Below are 21,209 nucleotides of genomic sequence, written 5' to 3'. Positions count from 1 at the left end.
GGATTCCAGAATGTCATTCCGGAAAAGCGCCCACAAGGCTCAGCGCGGCCGCGGCGTCAGCGTGTCCCGGGTCCACGAGCCGAGCACCAGCAGCGTCTTGGTGCCCGTCACGTCTCCTGCCCGCCGCAGCCGGTCCACCACCTGCTGGAGATGGCCCAGGTCGCGGACCCGGACGTGGATGAGCGCGTCCGGATCGCCGGCGATCGTGAACACCTCCTGCACCTCCGGCACGGTCGCCGCGGTCCGCACGATCTCGCCGACCGGCGTCGTCCCCGGATAGCTCAGCTCGGTGAACGCCTCGATCCCCCAGCCCAGTTTCGCGTAGTCGATCTCGACGGTGAACCCGGTGATCACCCCGATGTCCTTGAGCCGGTCCACGCGGCGCTTGACCGCGGCCACCGACAGCCCCACCTGTTCGGCCATCTCGGAGAACGTCCGGCGGCCGTCCTCCCGGAGCAGGCGCAGCAGCCGGTGGTCGATCTCGTCCACCTCTGACATGGGAAAACCCTCCTCATCGGCGCAAAGAAAGCAGCCGATACCGCCAACAATCTCAAACTTTTTGCGTCTTTCAACCTCTCAGCCGGTTGACTCTTGCGCGTTCATGGGCGCCGTTGCTGTGCTGGGAGTCACACCCCCTGCACGAAGGAGGTTCGCGTGAGCGTGACTCCCGTCGAGGTGTCGATCGACGACAAGTACGCGGCCGAGAGCGGCCGGGTGCTGATGTCCGGCATCCAGGCCCTGGTCCGCCTGACGCTGGAGCAGCGCAGGCTGGACCGCGAGCGCGGCCTGGACACCCGCGTCTTCGTCTCCGGCTACCAGGGCTCGCCGCTGGGCGGCGTCGACCTGGAGATGGCGCGGGCAGCGCGCTTCCTGGAGCCCGCCGGCGTGGTCTTCCAGCCCGGCCTGAACGAGGAGCTGGCCGCCACCGCCGTGGCCGGCACCCAGCTCCTCGACGCGGTGCCCGGCCGCCGTCACGAGGGGGTGACCGGCTTCTGGTACGGCAAGAACCCCGGCCTGGACCGGGCCGCCGACGCCATCCGCCACGGCAACCTGGCCGGCACCGCGCCGCTCGGCGGGGCCGTGGCCTGGATCGGCGACGACCCCGGCAGCAAGTCCTCCACCGTGCCCAGCTCGTGCGAGCCGATGTGCCAGAGCCTGTCGATGCCGCTGCTCGCGCCCGGCTCGGTCGCCGAGCTCATCGAGTACGGGCTGCACGCGGTGGCGCTCTCCCGAGCCAGCGGCCTGTGGACCGCCCTGAAGATCGTCGCCGACGTCGCGGACGCGGCCGCCACCGTCGAGGTCGGCGGCCCGTACGGCATCCCGGAGCCCGAGCGGACCGGCCCGCGCAAGCCGCCCGTGCTGGTCGGGCCCGCCTCGCTCGACGCCGAGCACGACATGCTCACCCGCCGCCTCGGCGTGGCCCGCGCCTACGCCACCGCCCACGGGCTGAACCGGATCGAGTTCGACGCCCCGCAGGCCAGGCTCGGCATCCTCGCCTCCGGCACCGGCTTCGCCGTGGTCCGCCGCGCGCTCGCCGACCTCGGCCTGGACGAGGACGCGATGGCGGACCTCGGGCTGCGGCTCATCAAGATCGGCATGCCGTTCCCGCTCGACCCCGCCGCGCTGGCCGCGCAGACCGCCGGCCTGGAGCGGGTGCTCGTCGTCGAGGACAAGGTGCCGTTCCTGGAAGGCCAGCTCAAGCAGGCGCTCTACGGAGGCGAGCACACCCCGGCCGTGCACGGCCGCGACCTGCTCACCGCCCGCGGCACGCTCGGCGCCGACGAGGTGGCCGAGGCCCTCGCCCGCTGCGTCGGCCCCGAGAAGCTGTCCAGGAAACCGGCCAGGCCCCGAACCCGGCGCACCCTGCCGCTGATCGCCGCGCGCACCCCGTACTTCTGCTCGGGCTGCCCGCACAACACCTCCACCCGCACCTCCGACGACACACTCGTCGGCGTCGGCATCGGCTGCCACGCCATGATCGCGCTGGACGGCGACGGGCGCGGCACCCAGGTCGGGCTCACCCAGATGGGCGGCGAGGGCGCCCAGTGGATCGGGCTGGCGCCGTTCACCGACGACCGCCACTTCGTGCAGAACCTCGGCGACGGCACCTACCACCACTCCGGCTCGCTCGCCGTCCGCGCCGCCGTCGCCGCCGGCGTGACGATGACGTACAAGCTCCTCTACAACGACGCCGTCGCCATGACCGGCGGCCAGCGCGCCGAGGGCCGCCTCGACGTGCCCGCCCTCGCGCACGAGCTCGCCCTCGAAGGCGTACGGCGGATCATCATCACCACCCCCGAGCCGGAGACGTACCGGGGAGTCCGGCTGCCCAGCATCGCCCGCGTCCGCCACCGCGACGAGTTCCAGGAGGCCGAGCGGGAACTGGCCGGGGTCGACGGCGTCACCGTGCTCATCCACGACGACCGCTGCGCCGCCGAGGAACGGCGGCTGCGCAAGCGCGGCAAACTGCCCGTCCCCGCCGCCAAGATCGTGGTGAACGAGCGCGTCTGCGAGGGCTGCGGCGACTGCGGCGACGTCTCCACCTGCCTGTCCGTGCAGCCGGTCGAGACCGAGTTCGGCCGCAAGACCCGCATCCACCAGCCGTCCTGCAACACCGACCTGAGCTGCCTCAAGGGCGACTGCCCGTCGTTCCTGCTGGTCGAGCCGGGCACCAGACGCGAGCACCGGGTGCCCGACCTGCCCGTCGAACCCGGCGAACCGGACCGCAAGGTCGGCGGCACCGTCCTCATCAGGATGCCCGGCATCGGCGGCACCGGCGTCGTCACCGTCTCCCAGATCCTGCAGATGGCCGCCCACCTCGACGGCCTGCACGCCGCCGGGCTGGAACAGACCGGCCTGGCGCAGAAGGGCGGCCCGGTCGTCAGCGACGTGCGCATCTCCGACCGGCCCCTCACCGGCTCGTCCCGGGCCACCCGCGGCACCGCCGACGTGCTCATCGGCTTCGACCTGCTCGGCGCCGCCGCCGACGCCAACCTCGCCGCCGCCGCCCCCGACCGGACCATCGCCGTCGTCAACACCTCTGTCGTGCCCACCGCCGAGATGGTCACCGGCCGCACGCCGATGCCCGGCTCACCCGCCGACGCGCTCGCCCGCATCGGAACCGCCACCCGCGACGGCCTCCACGTCGACGCGCACGGCCTGGCCGAGGCGCTCTTCGACGACCACATGCCGGCCAACATGCTGCTCATCGGCGCCGCCTACCAGCACGGCTGCCTGCCCGTCTCCGCCGCCGCCATCGAGCGGGCCATCGGGCTCAACGGGGCCGCCGTCGACAAGAACGTGGCCGCCTTCCGCTGGGGCCGCGCCCTGGCCGCCGACCGCGACGCCGTGCTCAAGGCCGCCGGCCTCACCGTCCCCGAACCCCTCGGGCTGGAGGAGGCCGTCGCCGTCCGCGTCGCCGACCTCACCGGCTACCAGAACGCCGCGTACGCTCGCACGTACGAGAACGACGTCCGGCGCGTCCAGACGCTCGCCGTCGAACGCGCCGGCCTGGAGGCCGGCACCCGCATCACGCTCGCGTACGCCCGCAGCCTCTACCACCTCATGGCCTACAAGGACGAGTACGAGGTCGCCCGGCTCCACCTCGACCCCGCCGAACGGGCCCGCCGGGACCGCGAGTTCGGCCCGGACGCCAAGGTGTCCGTGCTGCTCCACCCGCCGGTGTTCCGCGAACTCGGCCTGAAGCGCAAGATCCGGCTGGGCCGCACGGCAGGGCCGCTGTTCCGCGGGCTGCGGGCCGCCCGCGTGCTCCGCGGCACCGCCTTCGACCTGTTCGGCCGCGCCGAGGTACGCCGGGTCGAGCGGCAGCTCATCGGCGAATACCGTGATCTCATGGACGCCGCGCTCGCCCGCCTCACCCCCGGCAACGCCGCCGCCGTCGCCGAGCTCGCCGCGCTGCCGGAAAGCATCCGCGGGTACGAGGACATCAAGCTGGCCCGCGTCGCCGCCTACCGCGACCGCGCCGCCGCGGCCCTCGCCGCCCTCAACCAGGAGTGACCGTGACCGTTGACCGCCTGCTGCCCAGCCAGGACGCCCGCGACCTCATCGAGCTGACCCGCGAGATCGCCGACAAGGAGCTCGCCCGCCGGGTCGACGAGCACGAACGCGCCGAAACCTACCCGTCGGGCCTGTTCGCGCTGCTGGGCGAGGCGGGGCTGCTCGGCCTCGCCTACCCGGAGGAGTACGGCGGCGGCGGCCAGCCCTACGAGGTCTATCTGCAGGTCATCGAGGAGCTGGCCGCCCGCTGGGCATCGGTCGCCGTCGCCGTCAGCGTCCACACCCTCGCCTGCTTCCCCGTCCACGCCTACGGCAGCCCCGAGCAGAAAGCCCGCTGGCTCCCCGACATGCTGGCCGGCCGCCTCATCGGCGGCTACAGCCTCTCCGAACCCCAGGCCGGCTCCGACGCCGCCGCCCTCACCTGCCAGGCCACCCGGACCGGCGACGGCTACCGCATCACCGGCAACAAGGCCTGGATCACCCACGGCGGCATCGCCGACTTCTACGCCCTGTTCGCCCGCACCGGCCCCGGCAGCCGCGGCATCTCCTGCTTCCTCGCCCCCGGCTCCGCCGACGGCCTCACCTTCGGCCGCCCCGAAGAGAAGATGGGCCTGCACGCCGTCCCCACCACCACCGCCCACTACGACGACGTGCTGCTCGACTCCTCCCGGCTGCTGGGCGCGGAAGGCCAGGGCCTCCAGATCGCCTTCAGCGCCCTCGACTCCGGCCGCCTCGGCATCGCCGCCTGCGCCGTCGGCCTCGCCCAGGCGGCCCTCGACGAGGCGGTCGCCTACGCCAAGGAACGCCAGACCTTCGGCAAACGCATCATCGACCACCAGGGGCTCGGCTTCCTCCTGGCGGACATGGCGGCCGCGGTCGACTCGGCCCGGGCCACTTATCTGGACGCCGCCCGCCGCCGCGACGCCGGGCTCGACTACTCCCGGCAGGCCTCGGTCGCCAAGCTGGTCGCCACGGACGCGGCCATGAAGGTGACGACGGACGCGGTGCAGGTGTTCGGCGGGTACGGGTACACGCGTGAGTTCCGGGTGGAGCGGTACATGCGCGAGGCCAAGATCATGCAGATCTTCGAGGGCACCAACCAGATCCAGCGGCTGGTGATCAGCAGACATCTGGCCAAGTAGCCCTGACATGCGGAAACCCGCGACGGCGAATTGAAGATGCCTGCCTTGCAAGCAGAAGGTCAGAGATTCGCGGGCCAGAACCGCAGGCGGTACGTCTCCAGCCCTTCGGGTGGACGTTCTTCGGGGTATCGGGCACCCGGACCGGGGCGGACGCCGGCGCTCACGGACCAGCGGCGGGCCCGGCCGCGCAAGTCCATGATGTTGCCGGAGGAGTGACCCTCGGTTCCCAAGACTCGGACCTTGCCCGAGCTTTCGCGGTGCGGGCCCATTGAGCGTCGTCGGCGGGTGGCCGGCCGTCCCAGAGTTCGAGTGTCACGTCGACGGTGTGCCAGGAGTCGGCCAGGGCAGAGTCAGGCGGTGATGCGGTCCCAGGCCGGGATGGGCAGGACGATCACGGCGGCGGGGAAGAGGCCGTGTTCCTCCTTGTCGATGTGGTCGTGGAGCAGTTGGACGGCGTCGCGCACCCGGTCCCAGTCGGGGGCCGCCCGGTCGATCGCGGTGAGCACCTGGTGGATCTGCGCGTGCTCGCCGCACAGCCGGGCGACCTCGGCGGCGAGGCTGCCCTCCGTGCGCAGTTCGGCGAAGAGGCCCCGCTCCTCTTCGGCGGTGTGCGGCAGGAGGAGCGCGAGCAGCTCGTCGAGGAACTCGCGCGCCTCGTCGTGGGCGCCCTGGTCGACGGCCCGGCGCAGGGCGCGGGCGACCTCGCCGATGTCGGCGTGCTCTTGGGAGAGCCGCCCGATCAGCGGGAAGTCGCGGCATCCGCAGTAGTTGCACATCATGGCCTCCTCAGGCCTTCAGTCTCCTCGCGGGAGACCGCGCCGGGCAGTGACTTTGGTCCCCGATCAGGCCGCCGGAAGCCACAGGTCGGGGCCGAACACCTCGTAGTGGATGTCGCGGGGCGCCACTCCGGCCCGGATGAGCTGTTCGCGGGCGTCCCGCATGAACTCCAGCGGGCCGCACAGGTAGGCGACCGCCTGTTCGGGCACGTCCACGCCGGTCAGGTCGATCCGGCCGGGCCGGCCGCCGGTGCCGTGCTCGTACCAGAAGACCCGGTCGGCGGCGGGCAGCGCGTCCGTCAGCTCCTCCATGTCGCGGCGGAGCGCGTGGTGGGCGGCGGAGCGGTCGGCGTGCAGCAGCAGGACGCGGCGCTGGTCGGCGGTGAGCGCCAAGTGCTGGAGCATGGCGGTGATGGGGGTGCAGCCGATGCCGGCGGAGGCGAGCACCAGCGGGCGGTCGCCGTCGCCGAGCACCACGTCGCCGAAGGGCGCGGAGAGGGTGAGCTCGTCGCCGGGCTTGACGGTAGCGTGCAGCAGGTTGGACACCTCGCCGTCGGGTGCGCCCTCGCCGCGCACCCGCTTGACGGTGATCCTGCGCAGCCCGTTCTCGCCGAACCCGGAGATCGTGTACTGCCGGAGCTGGTGGACTCCGTCGGGCATGCGGACCCGGACGCTCACGTACTGGCCGGGCAGCGCGGGCGGGACGGGCTCGTCGCCGGTCGGGGCGAGCAGCAGCGACATGACGTCGGCGGTCTCCTCGCGCCGGTCGGCGACCCGCCAGGTGCGCCAGGTGCGGCCGTCGCGGGCGCCCGCCTCGGCGTAGATGCGGGCCTCCATCGCGATGAGCGCGCCGGCCATGAGCCAGTAGACCTCGTCCCAGGCGGCGGCGACCTCGGGGGTGACGGCGTCGCCGAGCACCTCGGCGATGGCGCCGAAGAGGTACTTGTGGACGATCACGTACTGGTCGTCGGTGATGCCGACGGCGGCGTGCTTGTGCGCGATGCGTGACAGGAGCGCGTCGGGGCGCTCGCCCGGGTTCTCCAGGAGCGCCTTGGCGAAGCCCGCGATGGATCCGGCCAGCGCCCTGCGTTGTTCGCCGCTGCGCTGGTTGCCCCGGTTGAAGAGGCCGTCGAGCAGTTCGGGGCGGTCGGCGAACATCGTGTCGTAGAACCTGGTGGTGATCTCGTCCAGCGCCGCGCCGACGACGGGCAGCGTGGTGCGGACGGTGGCCGCGCTTTCCGCGGAGAGCATGGAGGAACCTCCCAGATAAATTGGTATCTGAGATGCATATTATTTGGGCGGTTCCTCGGTCCCTCATTCGGGAGGGGCTGTCAGCGACAGCAGCACGGGCCCGGCGGAGCCCGCCACCAGCGAGGTGATCGTGATCTTGTCGAGCGAGGCGTAGAAGGCCTCCTGCGCCTCGCGGAGCGCGGCCCGCAGCCGGCAGGCGGCGCGCAGCGGGCACGGCATCAGCGCGTCCTCGCAGCCCACCACCTCGCCGTCGCCCTCCAGCCGGCGCACGACCGCGCCCACCGACGCGCCGCGCCCGAACTCGGTGAGGTGCAGCCCGCCGCCGCGCCCGCGCCTGGCCTCCACCAGGCCCAGCTCGCTCAGCCGGGCCACCGCCTTGGCGGCGTGCGTGTACGGGACGGCGAGCACGTCGGCGATCTCCCGGGTCGTCATCAGCTCGTCGCCTGACACCACGGCCAGGCGCATCACGATCCGCAAGGCGATGTCGGTGAAAGCGGTCAGGCGCATGACCCCAAGTTAGGCCGTCCCGGCGCGCGCTCCCACCAGGATCCGCTCGATCACGTCGGCCGCCGAGTGGTCGCGCGGCAGCCCGGCCAGGAAACCGGTGTCCTGACCGAGGGTGAGCAGGGGCGGCTCGGCGTAGCCGTCCGGGCGGTGCTGGCCGAGCCCGATCGCAGCGAGCAGCCCGTTGCACAGACAGCGCCGCCCCTCGGTCTCCTCGGCCGGGCGGCCCTTGCGCACGTACACGTCGACCGGCTCGGCGGGACACCGGTAACCGATCGCGCCGTCCGTTTTCTCGTACGGAATGCGCAGGTAGCCCAGATCGCACAGGCGCGGCCGGGCGTCGTAGACCGCCGGATCGGCGAGCGTGCCGGGCACGTCGGCGACCTTGAAGGGGAACCCGGTCGGCGAGGCCAGCGGGTCGTTGCGCACGGTGAGGGTGCCGTCGAGCGCGCCCCGCAGCAGGCGCTCGCGCAGCGCCGGGTCCAGTCCCGACTCCCGGCAGAGCGCGAACGCCGAGCCCACCTGGATGCCGTCCGCCCCCGCGGCCAGCGCCGCCGCCAGGCCGTCCGCGGTGCCGTACCCTCCGGCGAGCCAGAACGGCAGCCCGATCGCCGCCACCTTGGCCAGGTCCGGCGCGTCGCGCGGCCCGTACACCGGCTCGCCGCGCTCGTCGAGCGCCATCCGGCCGCGCGGCGGCGCGCTGTGCCCGCCCGCCACCGGCGTCTCCAGCACGAACCCGTCCGGGCGGGTGCGCGGCGAGCGCGCCAGATAGGCGGCCAGTACGTGCGAGGACACGATCGCCAGCATCCGGGGGCGCGGCAGCGGCGGGAGCGTCCGCCCGAACAGCCGGTTCGGCTCGACCGCCACCGGCCGGGGGTCGCCGTCGGCCACGGTGACGGAGAGCTCGCCCCGGCGGTGCGCGGCCAGCTCGTCCAGCAGGTGCGGGATCTCCGCCGGGATGCCCGCCCCGACCAGCACGTAGTCGACCCCGGCCAGCATCGCGCCGTAGACGGCGGCCGGGGTGGCGAGCTGGATCTTCTCCAGGTAGTTGACGCCGACCAGGCCCTCGTGGCCCTCCTTGGCCAGGTACACCTCGGCGAAGTTGGCCACCACGGTCAGCTCGTCCAGCGCGCGGCTCTGCCGCAGCCCGAGCCGGGGCACCGGCCGGTACGGCGTCCCCTCGGGGATGCCGCCGGGCACGAAGTAGCGCCGCAGCACCCGCGCGGCCACCTCCGGCACCGGGAAGGCGGCCAGCGCCCGCCGCAGGTCGCCGTCCGGATCGCCGCGCTGCAGCCGCCGGGCCAGGGTGAGGTCCAGGGCCGTCCCCGACACCACGCCCAGCTGCCCGGCACGGGACACCGCCCGCGCCAGCCTCCACCCCGACACTCCCACGCCCATGCCGCCCTGGATCAGGACGGGCGGGGCGCCTTGCGCACTCCTGGCCATGGTGGCCAGTGGATCATCGGCGGCGCGTGGTGCTGTAGGGGCCAAAGTCCCATAACGCCCGGGACCCCCGCCCCTACCGGGAGACCGCCTCCGATAGATGTCATGCTGACAGACCCCCTCGTGACCAGGAGATTCCCACGTGACCGTACGAACCGAGACGAAGCTCCCGGCGCCCTACGACGAGATGTTCGCGGCCTACGGCGGGGCGCTGGCGGGTGCCCGGCTGGCCGAGTCCAGCAAGTCCCGCTACCTGACCCGGGTGCGCGCCTTCCTGTCCTGGACCGCGCAGGCGTCGGCCGGCGGGCTGCTGGGCCGCGACCCGCTCGGCGACATGGCCGCCGCCGTCCGCGCCGCCCACGCCTACCAGCGGCACCTGCGGGACGGCGGGTACGCGCCGGCCACGATCGACGGCGTGCTGGTGGCGGTGGACGACTTCTACGCCCGGCGCGGCATCGGCGCCACCGGAGTCAGAACCTGCCGCGGCTAGCCACAACGACCCGGGCACCCATCAAGAGACAGAGAGGTCTTTCGTTAGTCAGGGAAGTCCAGCACCACGTACTCGTACTCGGCCGGGCCCGTGCGGTCGAAGGTCCGGTCGCCGTCGCGGTCGATGAAGACCGACAGGTAGACGTCGCCCTTCCACTCCCCGACGGGGGTCGCGGAGTCGCCGAGCTGGATCCGGGAGAACATGACCTTGTCCTGGTCCTCCGAATGCTTGGTCATCCGGGTGTCGATCAGGTAGTTGTGGCCCTCGATGTGGAGGAAGAGCGTGGCCGAGCCGTGCTCGAAGTCGGAGATGCCGGTGCCGGGGGCGTAGCAGGTGTGGTCCTCGGTCTTGGCGCCCTCCTGGATGCGGAAGACCGAGTCGTCGGTCCAGGCGCAGATCTGCACGGCCTGGTCCTTCTTGAGCGACGGGAAGCGCAGCTCGAACGGCTCCGCCTTCAGCGCGATGGTGCTGACGGGCGTCTCGGGCCTGGAGATCGTCATGGTGCTCGCCGCGCCGCCCTGCCACGCCTCGATGCCCAGCCGGGGCGAGCGGGTGATCTGGTTCGGGGCCGGTGAGGAGCTGCTGGCGGAGGCCGACGGGCTGGGGCTGGGGCTGGCGCTGGAGGTCGGGGTGGCGGGGGGCCGGTCCATGTTCAGCGCGAGCGTGACGGCGACGGTGGCGACCGCCACGGCCGCGGCGACGAGCGACGCGCCGATGACCAGGCCGGTGCGCTTGCGGCTGGGCTGCGTGGTGGGCGCGGCGGGCGGCAGCGACCCGGACCCCCACTGCTGGGGACCGCCGGACGCGAAACCGCTGGGCGGCGGGAGCGGCACGGGCGGCCCGCTCGGCGGCGGCATCGGCCCCCTGGCCGTGGGGAAGCCCTCCTGGCGCTTGTCCATCAGGCCGAGCAGCACCTGCTGGGCCGTCGGCCGCCGGGCCGGGTCCTTGGCCAGGCAGGCGGCCACGTACTCGCGCAGCCGCCCCGACAGCCGCCCCAGGTCGGGCTCGGCGTTGAGGATGCGGTTGATCACGGCGGGGATCGGCTCGTGGCCGAACGGCGGCCGCCCGTTGGCCGCGAACGCGATCGTGCACGCCCAGGCGAACATGTCCAGCGGCGCCCCCGCCGGGTGGCCCGATAGCTGCTCGGGAGACATGTACGCGGGGGTGCCGACGATCCCACTGGCCGGGGCGACGGTGCCCTCGAAGGGCCGGGCGATGCCGAAGTCGATCACCCGTGGCCCGTCGGCCGCCAGCAGCACGTTGCCCGGTTTGAAGTCTCGGTGGACGATGCCCGCGGCGTGGATGGCGCCCAGGGCGGTCGCGGTGGCCACGGCCAGCCGGTCCAGGTCGGTGCCGGTCATGACGCCGCGTTCGCGCACCGCCTCCTGGAGGGACGGGCCTCGCACGTACTCGCTGATCACGTAGGGCGGGTCGGCCTCGGGGTCGGCGGCGAGGACCGGGGCGGTGCAGAACGGCGCGACCTTCTGCAGGGCGGCGAGTTCGCGGTGGAAGTAGCGCCTGGCCTCGGTGTCGTTGCCGAAGTCGGCGTGCAGGAGCTTGACCGCGACCTGCTGCCCGGAGGCGGATTCGCCGAGGAACACGACGCCCTGGCCGCCTTCGCCCAGGCGGCCGTGCAGCCTGTAGCCGGCGATCTCGGTGGGGTCGGTGGCGCGGAGGGGGCGGACCCCGCTGATCGAAGGCATGGTCCTGATTGTGCCGGATGACCGGATCGCTGACTTGCAAGACGCTTGACGACCGACTCGGGCGGCGTTATCTTCATCCCAATATAAAGGAAACTTTACTATTAGTTTCCCTTGGCGCGACTCCCATCCCACCCCCCGTCCACCCTCCACACGGATGACGGAGCATCATGAAACACCGGATCCTGGCCATTCTCGCCGCATTAGTCATGCCTCTGACCGTGCTGGTCGCCGTCCCGGCGACGGCCTCCGCCTCCTCCGCCGGGCTGGCCGCGCTCGCCGAGTGGGCCCCGCACACCGCCTACACCGCGGGCCAGCGGGTCACCTACCAGGGCGCCGCGTACGAGTGCCGGCAGAGCCACACCTCGCTGCCCGGCTGGGAGCCGCCGAACGTGCTGGCGCTCTGGCTGCCCGTCGACGACGACGGCGGAGGCGGCGGTGACACGCAGGCCCCGTCGGTGCCGGGCAACCTCCGCTCGACCGGCGTGACCAGCAGCAGCGTCTCCCTGGCCTGGAACGCCTCCACCGACAACGTCGGCGTCACCGGCTACGAGGTCTACCGCGGCTCCACCCTCGTCACCACCGTCACCGGCACCAGCCACACCGACACCGGCCTGAGCGCCAACACCTCGTACACCTACACCGTCCGCGCCCGCGACGCCGCCGGCAACCGCTCCGCCGCCAGCGCCGCCGTCACCGCCAGGACCTCCACCGGAGGCGGCAGCGACACGCAGGCCCCGACAGTGCCCGGCAACCTCCGCTCGACCGGCGTCACCAGCACCAGCGTCTCCCTCGCCTGGAACGCCTCCACCGACAACGTCGGCGTCACCGGCTACGAGGTCTACCGCGGCTCCACCCTCGTCACCACCGTCACCGGCACCAGCCACACCGACACCGGCCTGAGCCCGAACACCAGCTACACCTACACCGTCCGCGCCCGCGACGCCGCCGGCAACCGCTCCGCCGCCAGCGCCGCCGTCACCGCCAGGACCTCCACCGGAGGCGGCGGGGGCGGGGACAAGCTCCTCGGCTACTTCGTGAACTGGGGCGTCTACCAGCGCAACTACCACGTCAAGGACATCGACACCAGCGGCTCGGCCGCCAAGCTCACGCACATCAACTACGCCTTCGCCGACGTGCGCAACGGCCAGTGCGCGCTGACCGACACCTACGCCGACTACGACCGCTTCTACAGCGCCGCGGAGAGCGTGGACGGCGTCGCCGACACCTGGGACAACGGCGCCCTGCGCGGCAACTTCAACCAGCTGCGCAAGCTCAAGCAGAAGCACCCGCACATCAAGGTGCTGCTCTCGGTCGGCGGCTGGACCCTGTCCAGCGGCTTCGGCCAGGCCGCGCAGAACCCGGCCGCGTTCGCCGAGTCCTGCTACCGCCTGGTGGAGGACCCGCGCTGGGCGGACGTGTTCGACGGCATCGACATCGACTGGGAGTACCCGAACGCCTGCGGTGAGACCTGCGACAACAGCGGCCCGGCCGCCTTCCGCAACCTCATGCAGGCGCTGCGCGACCGGTTCGGCTCCGGCAACCTGGTGACCGCCGCCATCACGGCCGACGGCACCAACGGCGGCAAGATCGACGCCGCCGACTACGCGGGCGCCGCCCAGTACGTCGACTGGTACAACGTCATGACCTACGACTACTTCGGCGCCTTCGCCGCGCAGGGCCCGACCGCCCCGCACTCGCCGCTCACCTCCTACAGCGGGATCCCGACCGCCGGGTTCTACTCCGACGCCGCGATCCAGAAGCTGAAGAGCAAGGGCATCCCGGCGAGCAAGCTGCTGCTCGGCATCGGCTTCTACGGCCGCGGCTGGACCGGCGTCAGCCAGGCCGCCCCCGGCGGCTCGGCCACCGGCGCCGCGCCCGGCACCTACGAGGCGGGCATCGAGGACTACAAGGTGCTCAAGAACCGCTGCCCCGTCACCGGCACCGTCGCGGGCACCGCGTACGCGCACTGCGGCAACCAGTGGTGGAGCTACGACACCCCCGCCACGATCGGCGGCAAGATGGGCTACTCGAAGGACCAGGGCCTCGGCGGCGCGTTCTTCTGGGAGCTCAGCGGTGACACGACCAACGGCGAACTGATCACCTCGATGCGGAACGGCCTGCGCTGATCCGCACCCGCTGACTGGGCCGGCTCCGGGAATCCGGGGCCGGCCCTTTCACGTCCCGCGGGTGACCAGGGACGTGGCGCCGGTGATGGAGCGCCTGAACCTGATCGGGCTGCGCGGCTCGGCGGGCTCCAGGTTGATCACGCGGGCGCCCTCCGGCACGTGCCGCAGGTCGTGGGTGATCATGATGGTGGTGCGGCCCGCCATCAGCCGCCGCAGCGGCTCCATGATGCGGGCGACCGTCGCCTCGTCCAGCCCGGTCATGGGCTCGTCCAGCACCAGCACCGGGGCGTCGCGCAGGATCGCCCGGGCGATGGCGAGCCGCTGCCGCTGCCCGCCGGACAGCAGCCTGCCCCGCTGGCCCACCGAGCTGTCGTAGCCGTGCGGCAGCGTCCTGACGAACTCGTGCACCCCGGCCAGCTCGGCCGCCCTGATCACCTCGTCGGGCGTGGCGTCCGGCCGTCCGTAGGCGATGTTGTCGCGTACGGAGCCGGAGAACAGCATCGTCTCCTGGTGCAGGATCGTGACGTTGTCGCGCAGGGACTCCCGGGTCAGGTCGCGCACGTCGGCGCCGTCCAGCAGCACGCGGCCCGACTCCGGGTCGTAGAACCGCAGCAGCAGTTTGGCCAGCGTCGACTTGCCCGCCCCGCTCGGGCCGGTGCACACGACCAGTTCGCCCGGCTCGACGGTGAACGACAGGTCCGCCAGCGTCGGCCGCCGGCGTCCCGGATAGGTGAAGGTGACCCCGTCGAAGGCGACCCGGCCGCGGCTGCGGGCCGGGAGCGGCTTGGCGCCCGGCCGGTCCGTCACCGTGGGCCGCACCCGCAGCACCTCGATGATCCGGTCGGAGCCGGCCGCCGCCTCCGACACGGTGAGCGCGATCTCGCCGAGGTTCTGCACGGCCGGGTAGAGCATGGCCAGGTACGCGGCGAAGGCCAGCAGCCCGCCGAGCGTGAGCCGGCCGGTGGCGATCTGCCAGGCGCCCACGCCGAGGATGATGATCAGGCAGACGGTCTCCATGACCTGCATGAGCGGCCCGTACACGCTCGACAGCCACGCCTGCCGCAGGTTCGCGCGCAGCCAGCCGCGGCCGGCGCGGTGCAGCCGCCGCGACTCGTTCGTCTGGCGGTTGTACGCGTGCACGAGCGCCTGGTTCGCCAGGCTCTCCTCGATGACGCTGTTCATGTCGCCGTTGCTGGCGCGCTCGGTGGCCGAGGCGGTGCGGAACCGGGACGCGAACACCTTGGAGGCCACCAGGAACGCCGGGAACAGCGCGAACGTGACCAGCGCCAGGTCCCAGCGGATGAGGAACGCGGCGGCGGCGAAGAACACCGCGCTCGCCACCGTGGTCAGCAGCTTGACCAGCCCCGAGCCCATCAGCTCCTCGATGGCCGCGATGTCGTCGGTCAGCCGGGCCATCAGGTCGCCCAGGCGGCGGTTCTCGGAGAAGTCCGGCGACAGCTTCTGCAGGTGCGCGAAGACGCGGTCGCGCAGGCTCAGCAGGAACCGCTCGGCGCCCACCGCGGTCGAGTATCCGCCGGCGATGGAGGCCAGCCCGGCGACGGCCGCCAGCACCAGCCACGCGGCGGCCGGCGTCCAGAAGGCCGACATGTCGCGGGTGGCCAGCACCTCGTCGGTGATGTGGCCGAACAGCCGGATGGCGACGACCTCGCAGATCGAGGCCAGCACCGCGAAGACCACTCCGACGGCGAAGAACCGCCGCAGCCCGCGGGTGTCCGGCCAGAATTCCCGGAAAGTACGGCGGAGGGTGACGGCCGGCGCCAGCGGCCCTCGCTCGCTCCGGTCGGACGGCTGGAGGGAGAGCCGGCGGGTCACCCGCCGGCTCTCCCGACTTTCCACTACCAACACCACCACCTGCGGCAGCAGCGGTGGCAACCACAGCGACGGTAGCGCTTGCGGCAGCAGCGTCGCTTGCAGCATCCGCTCGTAAGAGTCATTTCTGCCTCCTCCGAATCGACCACCCTTTCGGGCGGTAACCCCTGTATGCCCTCAAACAACCTCAGAAACATCCGTAAAGGTAGAATTGACCCATTACACCCAGCAAAGGACTAACAATCCCGAAGTGCCACAAACAGGTAGCAAATATCGAACGCGCGGCTGCTTTTCCTTCTCCGAAGCCGCCGCCAAGCTTCGGACCGAACGGGGTTCGGAATGTGAGGCGGATGTGACGGAGGAGACCCGCGTTCCTGAGCTGCCGAGTGTTCCCGGGGCAGATATTTGCGCTACGCCCCCGGAGAGGCCGTTTCAGCCCGTGCTGACCCGGTCCGCGCTCCGCGACGCCATGACCGTGACCGCCGCCAGCCCCGCCAGCCCCGCGCCCGCCAGGTAGGGCACCGAGACCCCCACGTCGAACAGCACCCCCGCGCCCGCCGGCCCGGCGATCCTGGCGAACGCGCTCGCCGACTGACCGGCCCCCAGCCGGGCGCCGCGCCGCTCCGGCGGGCCCGCCGCCGCCAGCATGCTCGCCACCGTCGGCGTGACCAGCCCGTTCCCGGCCGACAGCACGCACACGGCCAGCACGCAGAGCCAGGCCGGTCCCGCGGGCACGAGGGGCAGGCAGGCCGCCATCACCACCGCCCCGGCCGCCGCCACCTTCGCGTCGCCCCACCGCCTGGCCAGCAGCGTGACCGGCCCCGCCTGCACCGCCGCCATCGACAGCCCGGCGGCGGCCATCGCCAGGCCGATCGCGGCGGGCCCCCAGCCGTACCGGTCCCGGCCGAGGAAGGCCAGCGTGGTCTCCATCCCGACGAACGCCGCCATCGTCAGGAAACCGGTCCCGCACAGCAGCAGCACGGCGGTGCCCGGCGCGCCCGCACGCCCCCGCGCCTGCCCGTGCCGCTCCGGCTCCGGGAGCAGGAAGAAGGCCGCCACCAGGTTCGCGGCGGCCAGACCGGCGGCAGCGAACGCGGCAGCCTGGAAACCCCACGGGGACAGCGCCGCCCCCAGCGCGGGGCCCACCACGAACGCCGTGCCGATGGCCATGCCCAGCCGGGCCATCGCCCCCGTGCGCTGCTCCTCCGGCACCGCGTCGGCCAGGTACGCCTGGGCCACGCCGATGCTCCCGCCGAAGCCCCCGGCCAGCGCCCGGGCGGCGATCAGCCAGCCCAGCGAGCCCGCCACGCCGGTCAGGGCCAGCGACAGCACCGACCCCGCCAGGGCCAGCAGCAGGACGGGGCGTCGCCCGTACCGGTCGGAGAGCCGGCCGAGCAGCGGCGCGGCGAGGAACTGCGCGATCGAATAGGCGCTGACCGTGAGCCCGTACCAGAGGCCGGTGGCGCCCAGATCGGCGGCGAAGAACGGCAGCGCGGGCAGGATCAGCGTGAAGCCCAGCAGGTCGACGAAGACCGTCAGGGCGATCACAAGCTGGACCGGCCGCCGCATTCGGCACTCCAAGAAAAGGGGATCGGGATTCGGCGTGTCATGGTACAAGCCGGGTTCGGCCGTCCCACGGTCAGGAGCTCATGGGGGTGGGCAGCGACAGGCCATTGAGGCATCATGACCAGACGAAGGTTCTAGTCGCGGGATTCCGTAAAGGAAGAGGTATGGGAATGAGCCTGCTCGACGGCCGCGCGGCTGTGATCACCGGTGCGGCGCAGGGCATCGGCCTGGCGATCGCCACGGTGCTGGCCCGCCACGGGGCGTCGGTGGTGGTCAGCGACGTCAACGCGGAGGGGGCCGAGAAAGCCGCCGAGGGGCTGAAGGCCGACGGGCTGAAGGCGATCGCGGTGGCGTGCGACGTCACCGACGAGGCGGCGATGGAGGCGCTGGCCGACGCGTGCGCGGCGAGCTTCGGGTCGCTGGACGTCATGGTCAACAACGCCGGCATCACCCGCGACGCCACACTGCCGAAGATGACGCTGGAGGACTTCAGGAAGGTGGTGGACGTCCACCTGACCGGGGCCTGGCTGGGCACCAAGGCGGCGGCCCGGATCATGCGGGAGCAGCGGCGCGGCGCCATCATCAACATCTCCTCCATTTCCGGAAAAGCCGGAAACTTCGGGCAGACGAACTACAGCTCCGCCAAGGCCGGCATGGTCGGCCTCACCAAGGCCTCCGCCCGCGAGCTCGCCCGCCACCAGATCCGGGTCAACGCCATTCAGCCCGGCCCCATCCGCACCGCCATGACCGCCGCCATGCCGCCCGAGGCGCTCCAGAAGATGGTCGACAACATCCCGCTGGGCCGCATCGGCGAGCCGGAGGACATCGCCAACGCCGCCCTCTACCTCGCCTCCGACCTGTCCTCCTTCGTCACCGGGATCACCCTGGAAGTCGCCGGCGGAAGGCACATGTGATGCGGGTTTTCCAGAGTCTCGACGAGTTCGCCGCGCAGGCCGGGCAGACGCTCGGCACCGGCGACTGGATGGAGATCACGCAGGAGCGGGTCGGCACGTTCGCCGACGCCACCGGCGACCACCAGTGGATCCACGTCGATCCGGTACGGGCCGCCGAGGGGCCGTTCGGCGCCACGATCGCGCACGGCTACCTGTCGCTGTCGCTGCTGCCGGTCCTGGTCGGCCGGATCTACCGGATCGAGGGCCTGCGGATGGCCGTCAACTACGGGCTGAACAAGGTGCGCTTCCCCAGCCCGGTGCCGGTCGGCTCGCGGGTGCGGGTCACCACCGAGCTGCGGGAGGCGAAGGAGGCGAACGGCGGCGTCATGGCCGTGCTGGGCTCGACCATGGAGGTCGAGGGCCGGAAGAAACCGGCCCTGGTGGCCGAGACGATCTCGCTCTACTACCCCGCGGACTGAGACCCGTACTCCTCCAGCAGGCGGCGGCCGATGATCATGCGCTGGATGTCGGCCGTGCCCTCCCCGATGAGCAGCATCGGGGCCTCCCGGTAGAGGCGCTCGATCTCGTACTCGGTGGAGTAGGCGTAGCCGCCGTGGATGCGGAACGCCTCCTCGACCACCTCCTTGCAGTACTCGGAGGCGAGGTACTTGGCCATCCCCGCCTCCAGGTCGTTGCGCTGCCCGGAGTCCTTCCTCCGGGCGGCCATGACCGTCAGCTGGTGCGCGGCCTCGATCTTGGTGGCCATGTCGGCGAGCCTGAACTGCACGGCCTGGTGGTCGGCGATCCGCTTGCCGAACGTCCGGCGTTCCTGCGCGTACCGGACCGCCAGCTCGAAGGCGCGCAGCGCGACCCCGCAGCCGCGGGCGGCGACGTTGACCCGGCCGACCTCGACGCCGTCCATCATCTGGTAGAAGCCCCGCCCGGGGGTGCCGCCGAGCACCTGCGCGGCGGGGATGCGGTAGCCGTCGAAGAGCAGCTCGGTGGTGTCGACGCCCTTGTAGCCCAGCTTGGAGATCTTGCCCGGGATGGTGAGCCCCGGCTGGACCTCGCCGTATCCGGGCTCCTTCTCGACCAGGAACGCGGTCATGTTCCGGTAGACCGAGTCGGCCCCCTCGTCGGTCTTGACCAGCACGGCGACCAGGCCGGCGGTGGCGCCGTTGGTGAGCCACATCTTCTGCCCGTCGATCACGTACCCGTCGCCGTCGCGGGCGGCCCGCGTGGTGATCGCGGAGACGTCCGACCCGCAGCCGGGCTCGGACATGGAGAACGCGCCGCGCATCTCGCCGGCGGCCATCCGGGGCAGGTAGCGGCGCTTCTGCTCGTCGGTGCCGTGCTGCATGATCATGTACGCGACGATGAAGTGGGTGTTGACGATGCCTGACACGCTCATCCAGCCCCGGGCGATCTCCTCCACGGCCAGGGCGTAGGTCAGCAGCGACTCGCCGAGCCCGCCGTACTCCTCGGGGATGGTGAGCCCGAACAGCCCCAGCTCCCGCATCCCGTCGACGATCTCCTGCGGGTAGGCGTCCTCGCGTTCCAGCCGCTGGGCCACGGGCAGGATCTCCTTGTCCACGAACTCCCGGACCGTGCGGAGAATCTCCTGCTGGACGTCGGTGAGCCCGTCGGTCTGCGCGAGCCGCCGCATGGCGTACCTCCTCGTCGATTTGTACGGCCATATTTACCCACAGGGCTGGTACGAGCGACAAGGCATGGTTGACACCCATGTGACGGACAGGTTTTCATTTGGCCGTACATTCGGGAGGTGGCGATCGTGGACGGCCCGTACTTCGAGGACCTGCGCGCCGGGATGCGGTTCGACGCCCCGGCCGTCACGCTCACCGAGGGCCTGGCGGCGGCGCACCGGGCGATCGTCGGCTGCCGGCTGCCGCTCGCGCTCGACCACGGCCTGTCGCGCCGGGTCACCGGCGGGGTGCTGGCCGCGCCCAACCTGGTCTGGGACGTCGCGATCGGCCAGTCCACGGTGGTCACCCACACCGTGGTGGCCAACCTGTTCTACCGGGGCGTGGTGTTCCGGCGGGCGCCCATGATCGGCGACACGCTCACGACGGTGACGGAGGTGGCCGGTTTGCGGCAGAACTCGCGCCGCCCCGGCCGCGCGCCGACCGGGCTGGCCGCGCTCCGGATCAGCACCGCCGACCAGGAGGGCCGCCCGGTCCTGGACTTCTGGCGGTGCGCGATGCTGCCGCTGCGCGACAGCGGCCTCGACACCGGCCACGCCGACGACCTGTCGGCGATCGGCACCGCGCCGACCCGCGACGAGCTGGCCGCGGTGACGGCGGCCTGGGACCTGGACGCGCACCCCGGAGCAGGCCGCCCCGAGGCGGGTGAGGTGTTCGAGGTGGCGGGCGGCGACGTGGTCACGTCCGCGCCCGAGCTGGCCCGGCTCACGCTCAACGTCGCCCGGGTCCACCACGACGCGGGGGCGGGCGAGCGGCTGGTGTACGGCGGGCACACCATCGGGATCGCGCTCCACCAGGCCGTGCGGGCGCTGCCGTCACTGGTCACGGTCGTCGGCTGGCACGGCTGCGACCACCTGGGCCCGGTGCGCGAGAACGACACGCTCACCAGCACCGTCGAGGTCGAGCGGCTGGAGCCGCTGCCGTCCGGCACGCTGGCCCACCTGCGCTCGCGGGTGCGCGCCAACCGGGCGGCGGACGTGCTCGACTGGCGGTTCGCGGCGGTGCTGGCGTGACCCGGGAGAGCGGCTACCGCGCCCTCGCCCGGCAGGTCCGCGCCGACGTCCTGGCGGGCCGCTACGCGGACGGGCGGCGGCTGCCCACCGAGGCCGAGCTGGCCGAGCGGCACCGGGTGAGCAGGCAGACGGTCCGCCGCGCCTTCCAGGACCTGGTCGCCGAGGGGCTGGTCTACCGGGTCCCGGGCAGGGGCACGTTCGCCCGGCCCCGGGAGTGCGGCTACCTGCGCCAGTTCGGCTCGGTCGAGGACCTGATGGCGCTCTCGGTGGACACCCGGATGGACATCACCGTGCCGCTGCACCGGCGGGTGGACGTGGCGGCGGCCGGGCGGCTGCGGCTGACCGGCGACGCGGTGAGCAGCGTGGCGTTCCGGCGGCTCCACGACGGGGTGCCGTTCTGCCTGACCACGGTGTGCCTGCCGCCGCACGTCGGCGCGCTGCTGCGGGACGTGCCGGAGCTGGCGGCCGAGGGCGCCTCCAGCGCGGCGACGGTCATCGGGCTGCTCGACACCCGGCTCGCCGCGCCCATCGCGGAGGCCGACCAGAGCATCACGGTCGCGGCGGCCGACCCTCCGGCGGCCCGCCACCTCGGCTGCGCGCCCGGCCATCCGCTGCTCCGGATCGACCGGCTCTACCGCGACACCGAAGGGACCCCGGTCGAGCTGGCCGTCAGCCTCTTCCTGCCCGAGCAGTACTCCTACCGCACCCGCCTGCGCCGCAGCGTCACCTGACCG

The 21,209-nt window shown here is 72.4% G+C and carries 17 protein-coding genes; 8 read left to right on the top strand and 9 right to left on the bottom strand.

Annotation, left to right across the window (positions count from 1 at the left end; translation table 11 throughout):
- Positions 1 to 39: 39 nt before the first annotated feature.
- Positions 40 to 498 (bottom strand): Lrp/AsnC family transcriptional regulator, encoded by a 459-nt coding sequence (locus AB0J42_RS19425; RefSeq protein ID WP_364296164.1) that lies wholly within the window; start codon positions 496 to 498, stop codon positions 40 to 42.
- 156 nt (positions 499 to 654) lie between these two features.
- Between AB0J42_RS19425 and AB0J42_RS19420 the strand changes: the two genes are divergently transcribed.
- Together AB0J42_RS19420 and AB0J42_RS19415 are read left to right on the top strand one after the other, a co-directional pair.
- Positions 655 to 4,017, top strand: a complete 3,363-nt coding sequence (locus AB0J42_RS19420) for an indolepyruvate ferredoxin oxidoreductase family protein (RefSeq protein WP_364296162.1) — start codon at positions 655 to 657, stop codon at positions 4,015 to 4,017.
- 2 nt (positions 4,018 to 4,019) lie between these two features.
- Positions 4,020 to 5,159 (top strand): acyl-CoA dehydrogenase family protein, encoded by a 1,140-nt coding sequence (locus AB0J42_RS19415; protein ID WP_364296160.1) that lies wholly within the window; start codon positions 4,020 to 4,022, stop codon positions 5,157 to 5,159.
- A gap of 350 nt (positions 5,160 to 5,509) precedes the next feature.
- Here AB0J42_RS19415 and AB0J42_RS19410 read toward each other — a convergent pair whose 3' ends face one another.
- The 4 genes from AB0J42_RS19410 to AB0J42_RS19395 all read right to left on the bottom strand — a co-directional run bounded on the left by AB0J42_RS19410 (position 5,510) and on the right by AB0J42_RS19395 (position 9,136).
- Positions 5,510 to 5,938 (bottom strand): hemerythrin domain-containing protein, encoded by a 429-nt coding sequence (locus AB0J42_RS19410; protein WP_364296158.1) that lies wholly within the window; start codon positions 5,936 to 5,938, stop codon positions 5,510 to 5,512.
- Between the two features lie 63 nt (positions 5,939 to 6,001).
- On the bottom strand, positions 6,002 to 7,186 hold the full coding sequence (locus AB0J42_RS19405) for a globin domain-containing protein (protein ID WP_364296156.1): 1,185 nt from the start codon (positions 7,184 to 7,186) through the stop codon (positions 6,002 to 6,004).
- A gap of 63 nt (positions 7,187 to 7,249) precedes the next feature.
- Positions 7,250 to 7,693, bottom strand: a complete 444-nt coding sequence (locus AB0J42_RS19400) for an Rrf2 family transcriptional regulator (protein WP_364296154.1) — start codon at positions 7,691 to 7,693, stop codon at positions 7,250 to 7,252.
- A gap of 9 nt (positions 7,694 to 7,702) precedes the next feature.
- A complete protein-coding gene (locus AB0J42_RS19395) occupies positions 7,703 to 9,136 on the bottom strand; it encodes a nitronate monooxygenase (protein WP_364296152.1) in 1,434 nt (477 codons plus the stop codon).
- A 139-nt stretch (positions 9,137 to 9,275) separates the two neighbouring features.
- Here AB0J42_RS19395 and AB0J42_RS19390 point away from each other — a divergent pair, with 139 nt between their 5' ends.
- Positions 9,276 to 9,623 (top strand): hypothetical protein, encoded by a 348-nt coding sequence (locus AB0J42_RS19390; RefSeq protein ID WP_364296150.1) that lies wholly within the window; start codon positions 9,276 to 9,278, stop codon positions 9,621 to 9,623.
- 44 nt (positions 9,624 to 9,667) lie between these two features.
- Here the strand turns inward: AB0J42_RS19390 and AB0J42_RS19385 are convergent, their stop codons facing one another.
- Positions 9,668 to 11,326 carry a serine/threonine-protein kinase gene (locus AB0J42_RS19385; RefSeq protein WP_364296148.1) on the bottom strand — a complete coding sequence of 553 codons (1,659 nt, stop codon included), beginning with the start codon at positions 11,324 to 11,326 and terminating at the stop codon, positions 9,668 to 9,670.
- A 167-nt stretch (positions 11,327 to 11,493) separates the two neighbouring features.
- Between AB0J42_RS19385 and AB0J42_RS19380 the strand changes: the two genes are divergently transcribed.
- Positions 11,494 to 13,452 carry a glycosyl hydrolase family 18 protein gene (locus AB0J42_RS19380; protein WP_364296146.1) on the top strand — a complete coding sequence of 653 codons (1,959 nt, stop codon included), beginning with the start codon at positions 11,494 to 11,496 and terminating at the stop codon, positions 13,450 to 13,452.
- A gap of 48 nt (positions 13,453 to 13,500) precedes the next feature.
- Here the strand turns inward: AB0J42_RS19380 and AB0J42_RS19375 are convergent, their stop codons facing one another.
- Together AB0J42_RS19375 and AB0J42_RS19370 are read right to left on the bottom strand one after the other, a co-directional pair.
- Positions 13,501 to 15,345, bottom strand: a complete 1,845-nt coding sequence (locus AB0J42_RS19375) for an ABC transporter ATP-binding protein (RefSeq protein WP_364296144.1) — start codon at positions 15,343 to 15,345, stop codon at positions 13,501 to 13,503.
- Between the two features lie 369 nt (positions 15,346 to 15,714).
- A complete protein-coding gene (locus AB0J42_RS19370) occupies positions 15,715 to 16,851 on the bottom strand; it encodes an MFS transporter (RefSeq protein ID WP_364296142.1) in 1,137 nt (378 codons plus the stop codon).
- A gap of 161 nt (positions 16,852 to 17,012) precedes the next feature.
- Here AB0J42_RS19370 and fabG point away from each other — a divergent pair, with 161 nt between their 5' ends.
- Together fabG and AB0J42_RS19360 are read left to right on the top strand one after the other, a co-directional pair.
- Complete coding sequence (gene fabG, locus AB0J42_RS19365; protein WP_364296140.1) at positions 17,013 to 17,762, top strand: 3-oxoacyl-ACP reductase FabG; 750 nt, start codon at positions 17,013 to 17,015, stop codon at positions 17,760 to 17,762.
- Positions 17,762 to 18,220, top strand: a complete 459-nt coding sequence (locus tag AB0J42_RS19360) for a MaoC family dehydratase (RefSeq protein WP_364296138.1) — start codon at positions 17,762 to 17,764, stop codon at positions 18,218 to 18,220. The genes fabG and AB0J42_RS19360 overlap by 1 nt, the downstream gene beginning before the upstream one ends.
- Here AB0J42_RS19360 and AB0J42_RS19355 read toward each other — a convergent pair.
- Positions 18,205 to 19,407 (bottom strand): acyl-CoA dehydrogenase family protein, encoded by a 1,203-nt coding sequence (locus tag AB0J42_RS19355; RefSeq protein WP_364296136.1) that lies wholly within the window; start codon positions 19,405 to 19,407, stop codon positions 18,205 to 18,207. The two genes, AB0J42_RS19360 and AB0J42_RS19355, sit on opposite strands and share 16 nt — an antisense overlap.
- 117 nt (positions 19,408 to 19,524) lie before the next feature.
- On the opposite strand from AB0J42_RS19355, the gene AB0J42_RS19350 reads away from it, so the two are divergent.
- Both AB0J42_RS19350 and AB0J42_RS19345 read left to right on the top strand, forming a co-directional pair.
- Complete coding sequence (locus tag AB0J42_RS19350) at positions 19,525 to 20,475, top strand: MaoC family dehydratase (RefSeq protein ID WP_364296134.1); 951 nt, start codon at positions 19,525 to 19,527, stop codon at positions 20,473 to 20,475.
- On the top strand, positions 20,472 to 21,206 hold the full coding sequence (locus AB0J42_RS19345) for a GntR family transcriptional regulator (protein ID WP_364296132.1): 735 nt from the start codon (positions 20,472 to 20,474) through the stop codon (positions 21,204 to 21,206). Before AB0J42_RS19350 ends, AB0J42_RS19345 begins: the two co-directional genes overlap by 4 nt.
- Positions 21,207 to 21,209: the final 3 nt, after the last annotated feature.

Origin of the sequence: Nonomuraea sp. NPDC049649 (assembly GCF_040675175.1) — a bacterium.
Classification (GTDB): Bacteria; Actinomycetota; Actinomycetes; order Streptosporangiales; family Streptosporangiaceae; genus Nonomuraea.
Note: the sequence above shows the minus strand (reverse complement) of the source record. Positions and strands in the feature narration are given on the sequence as shown.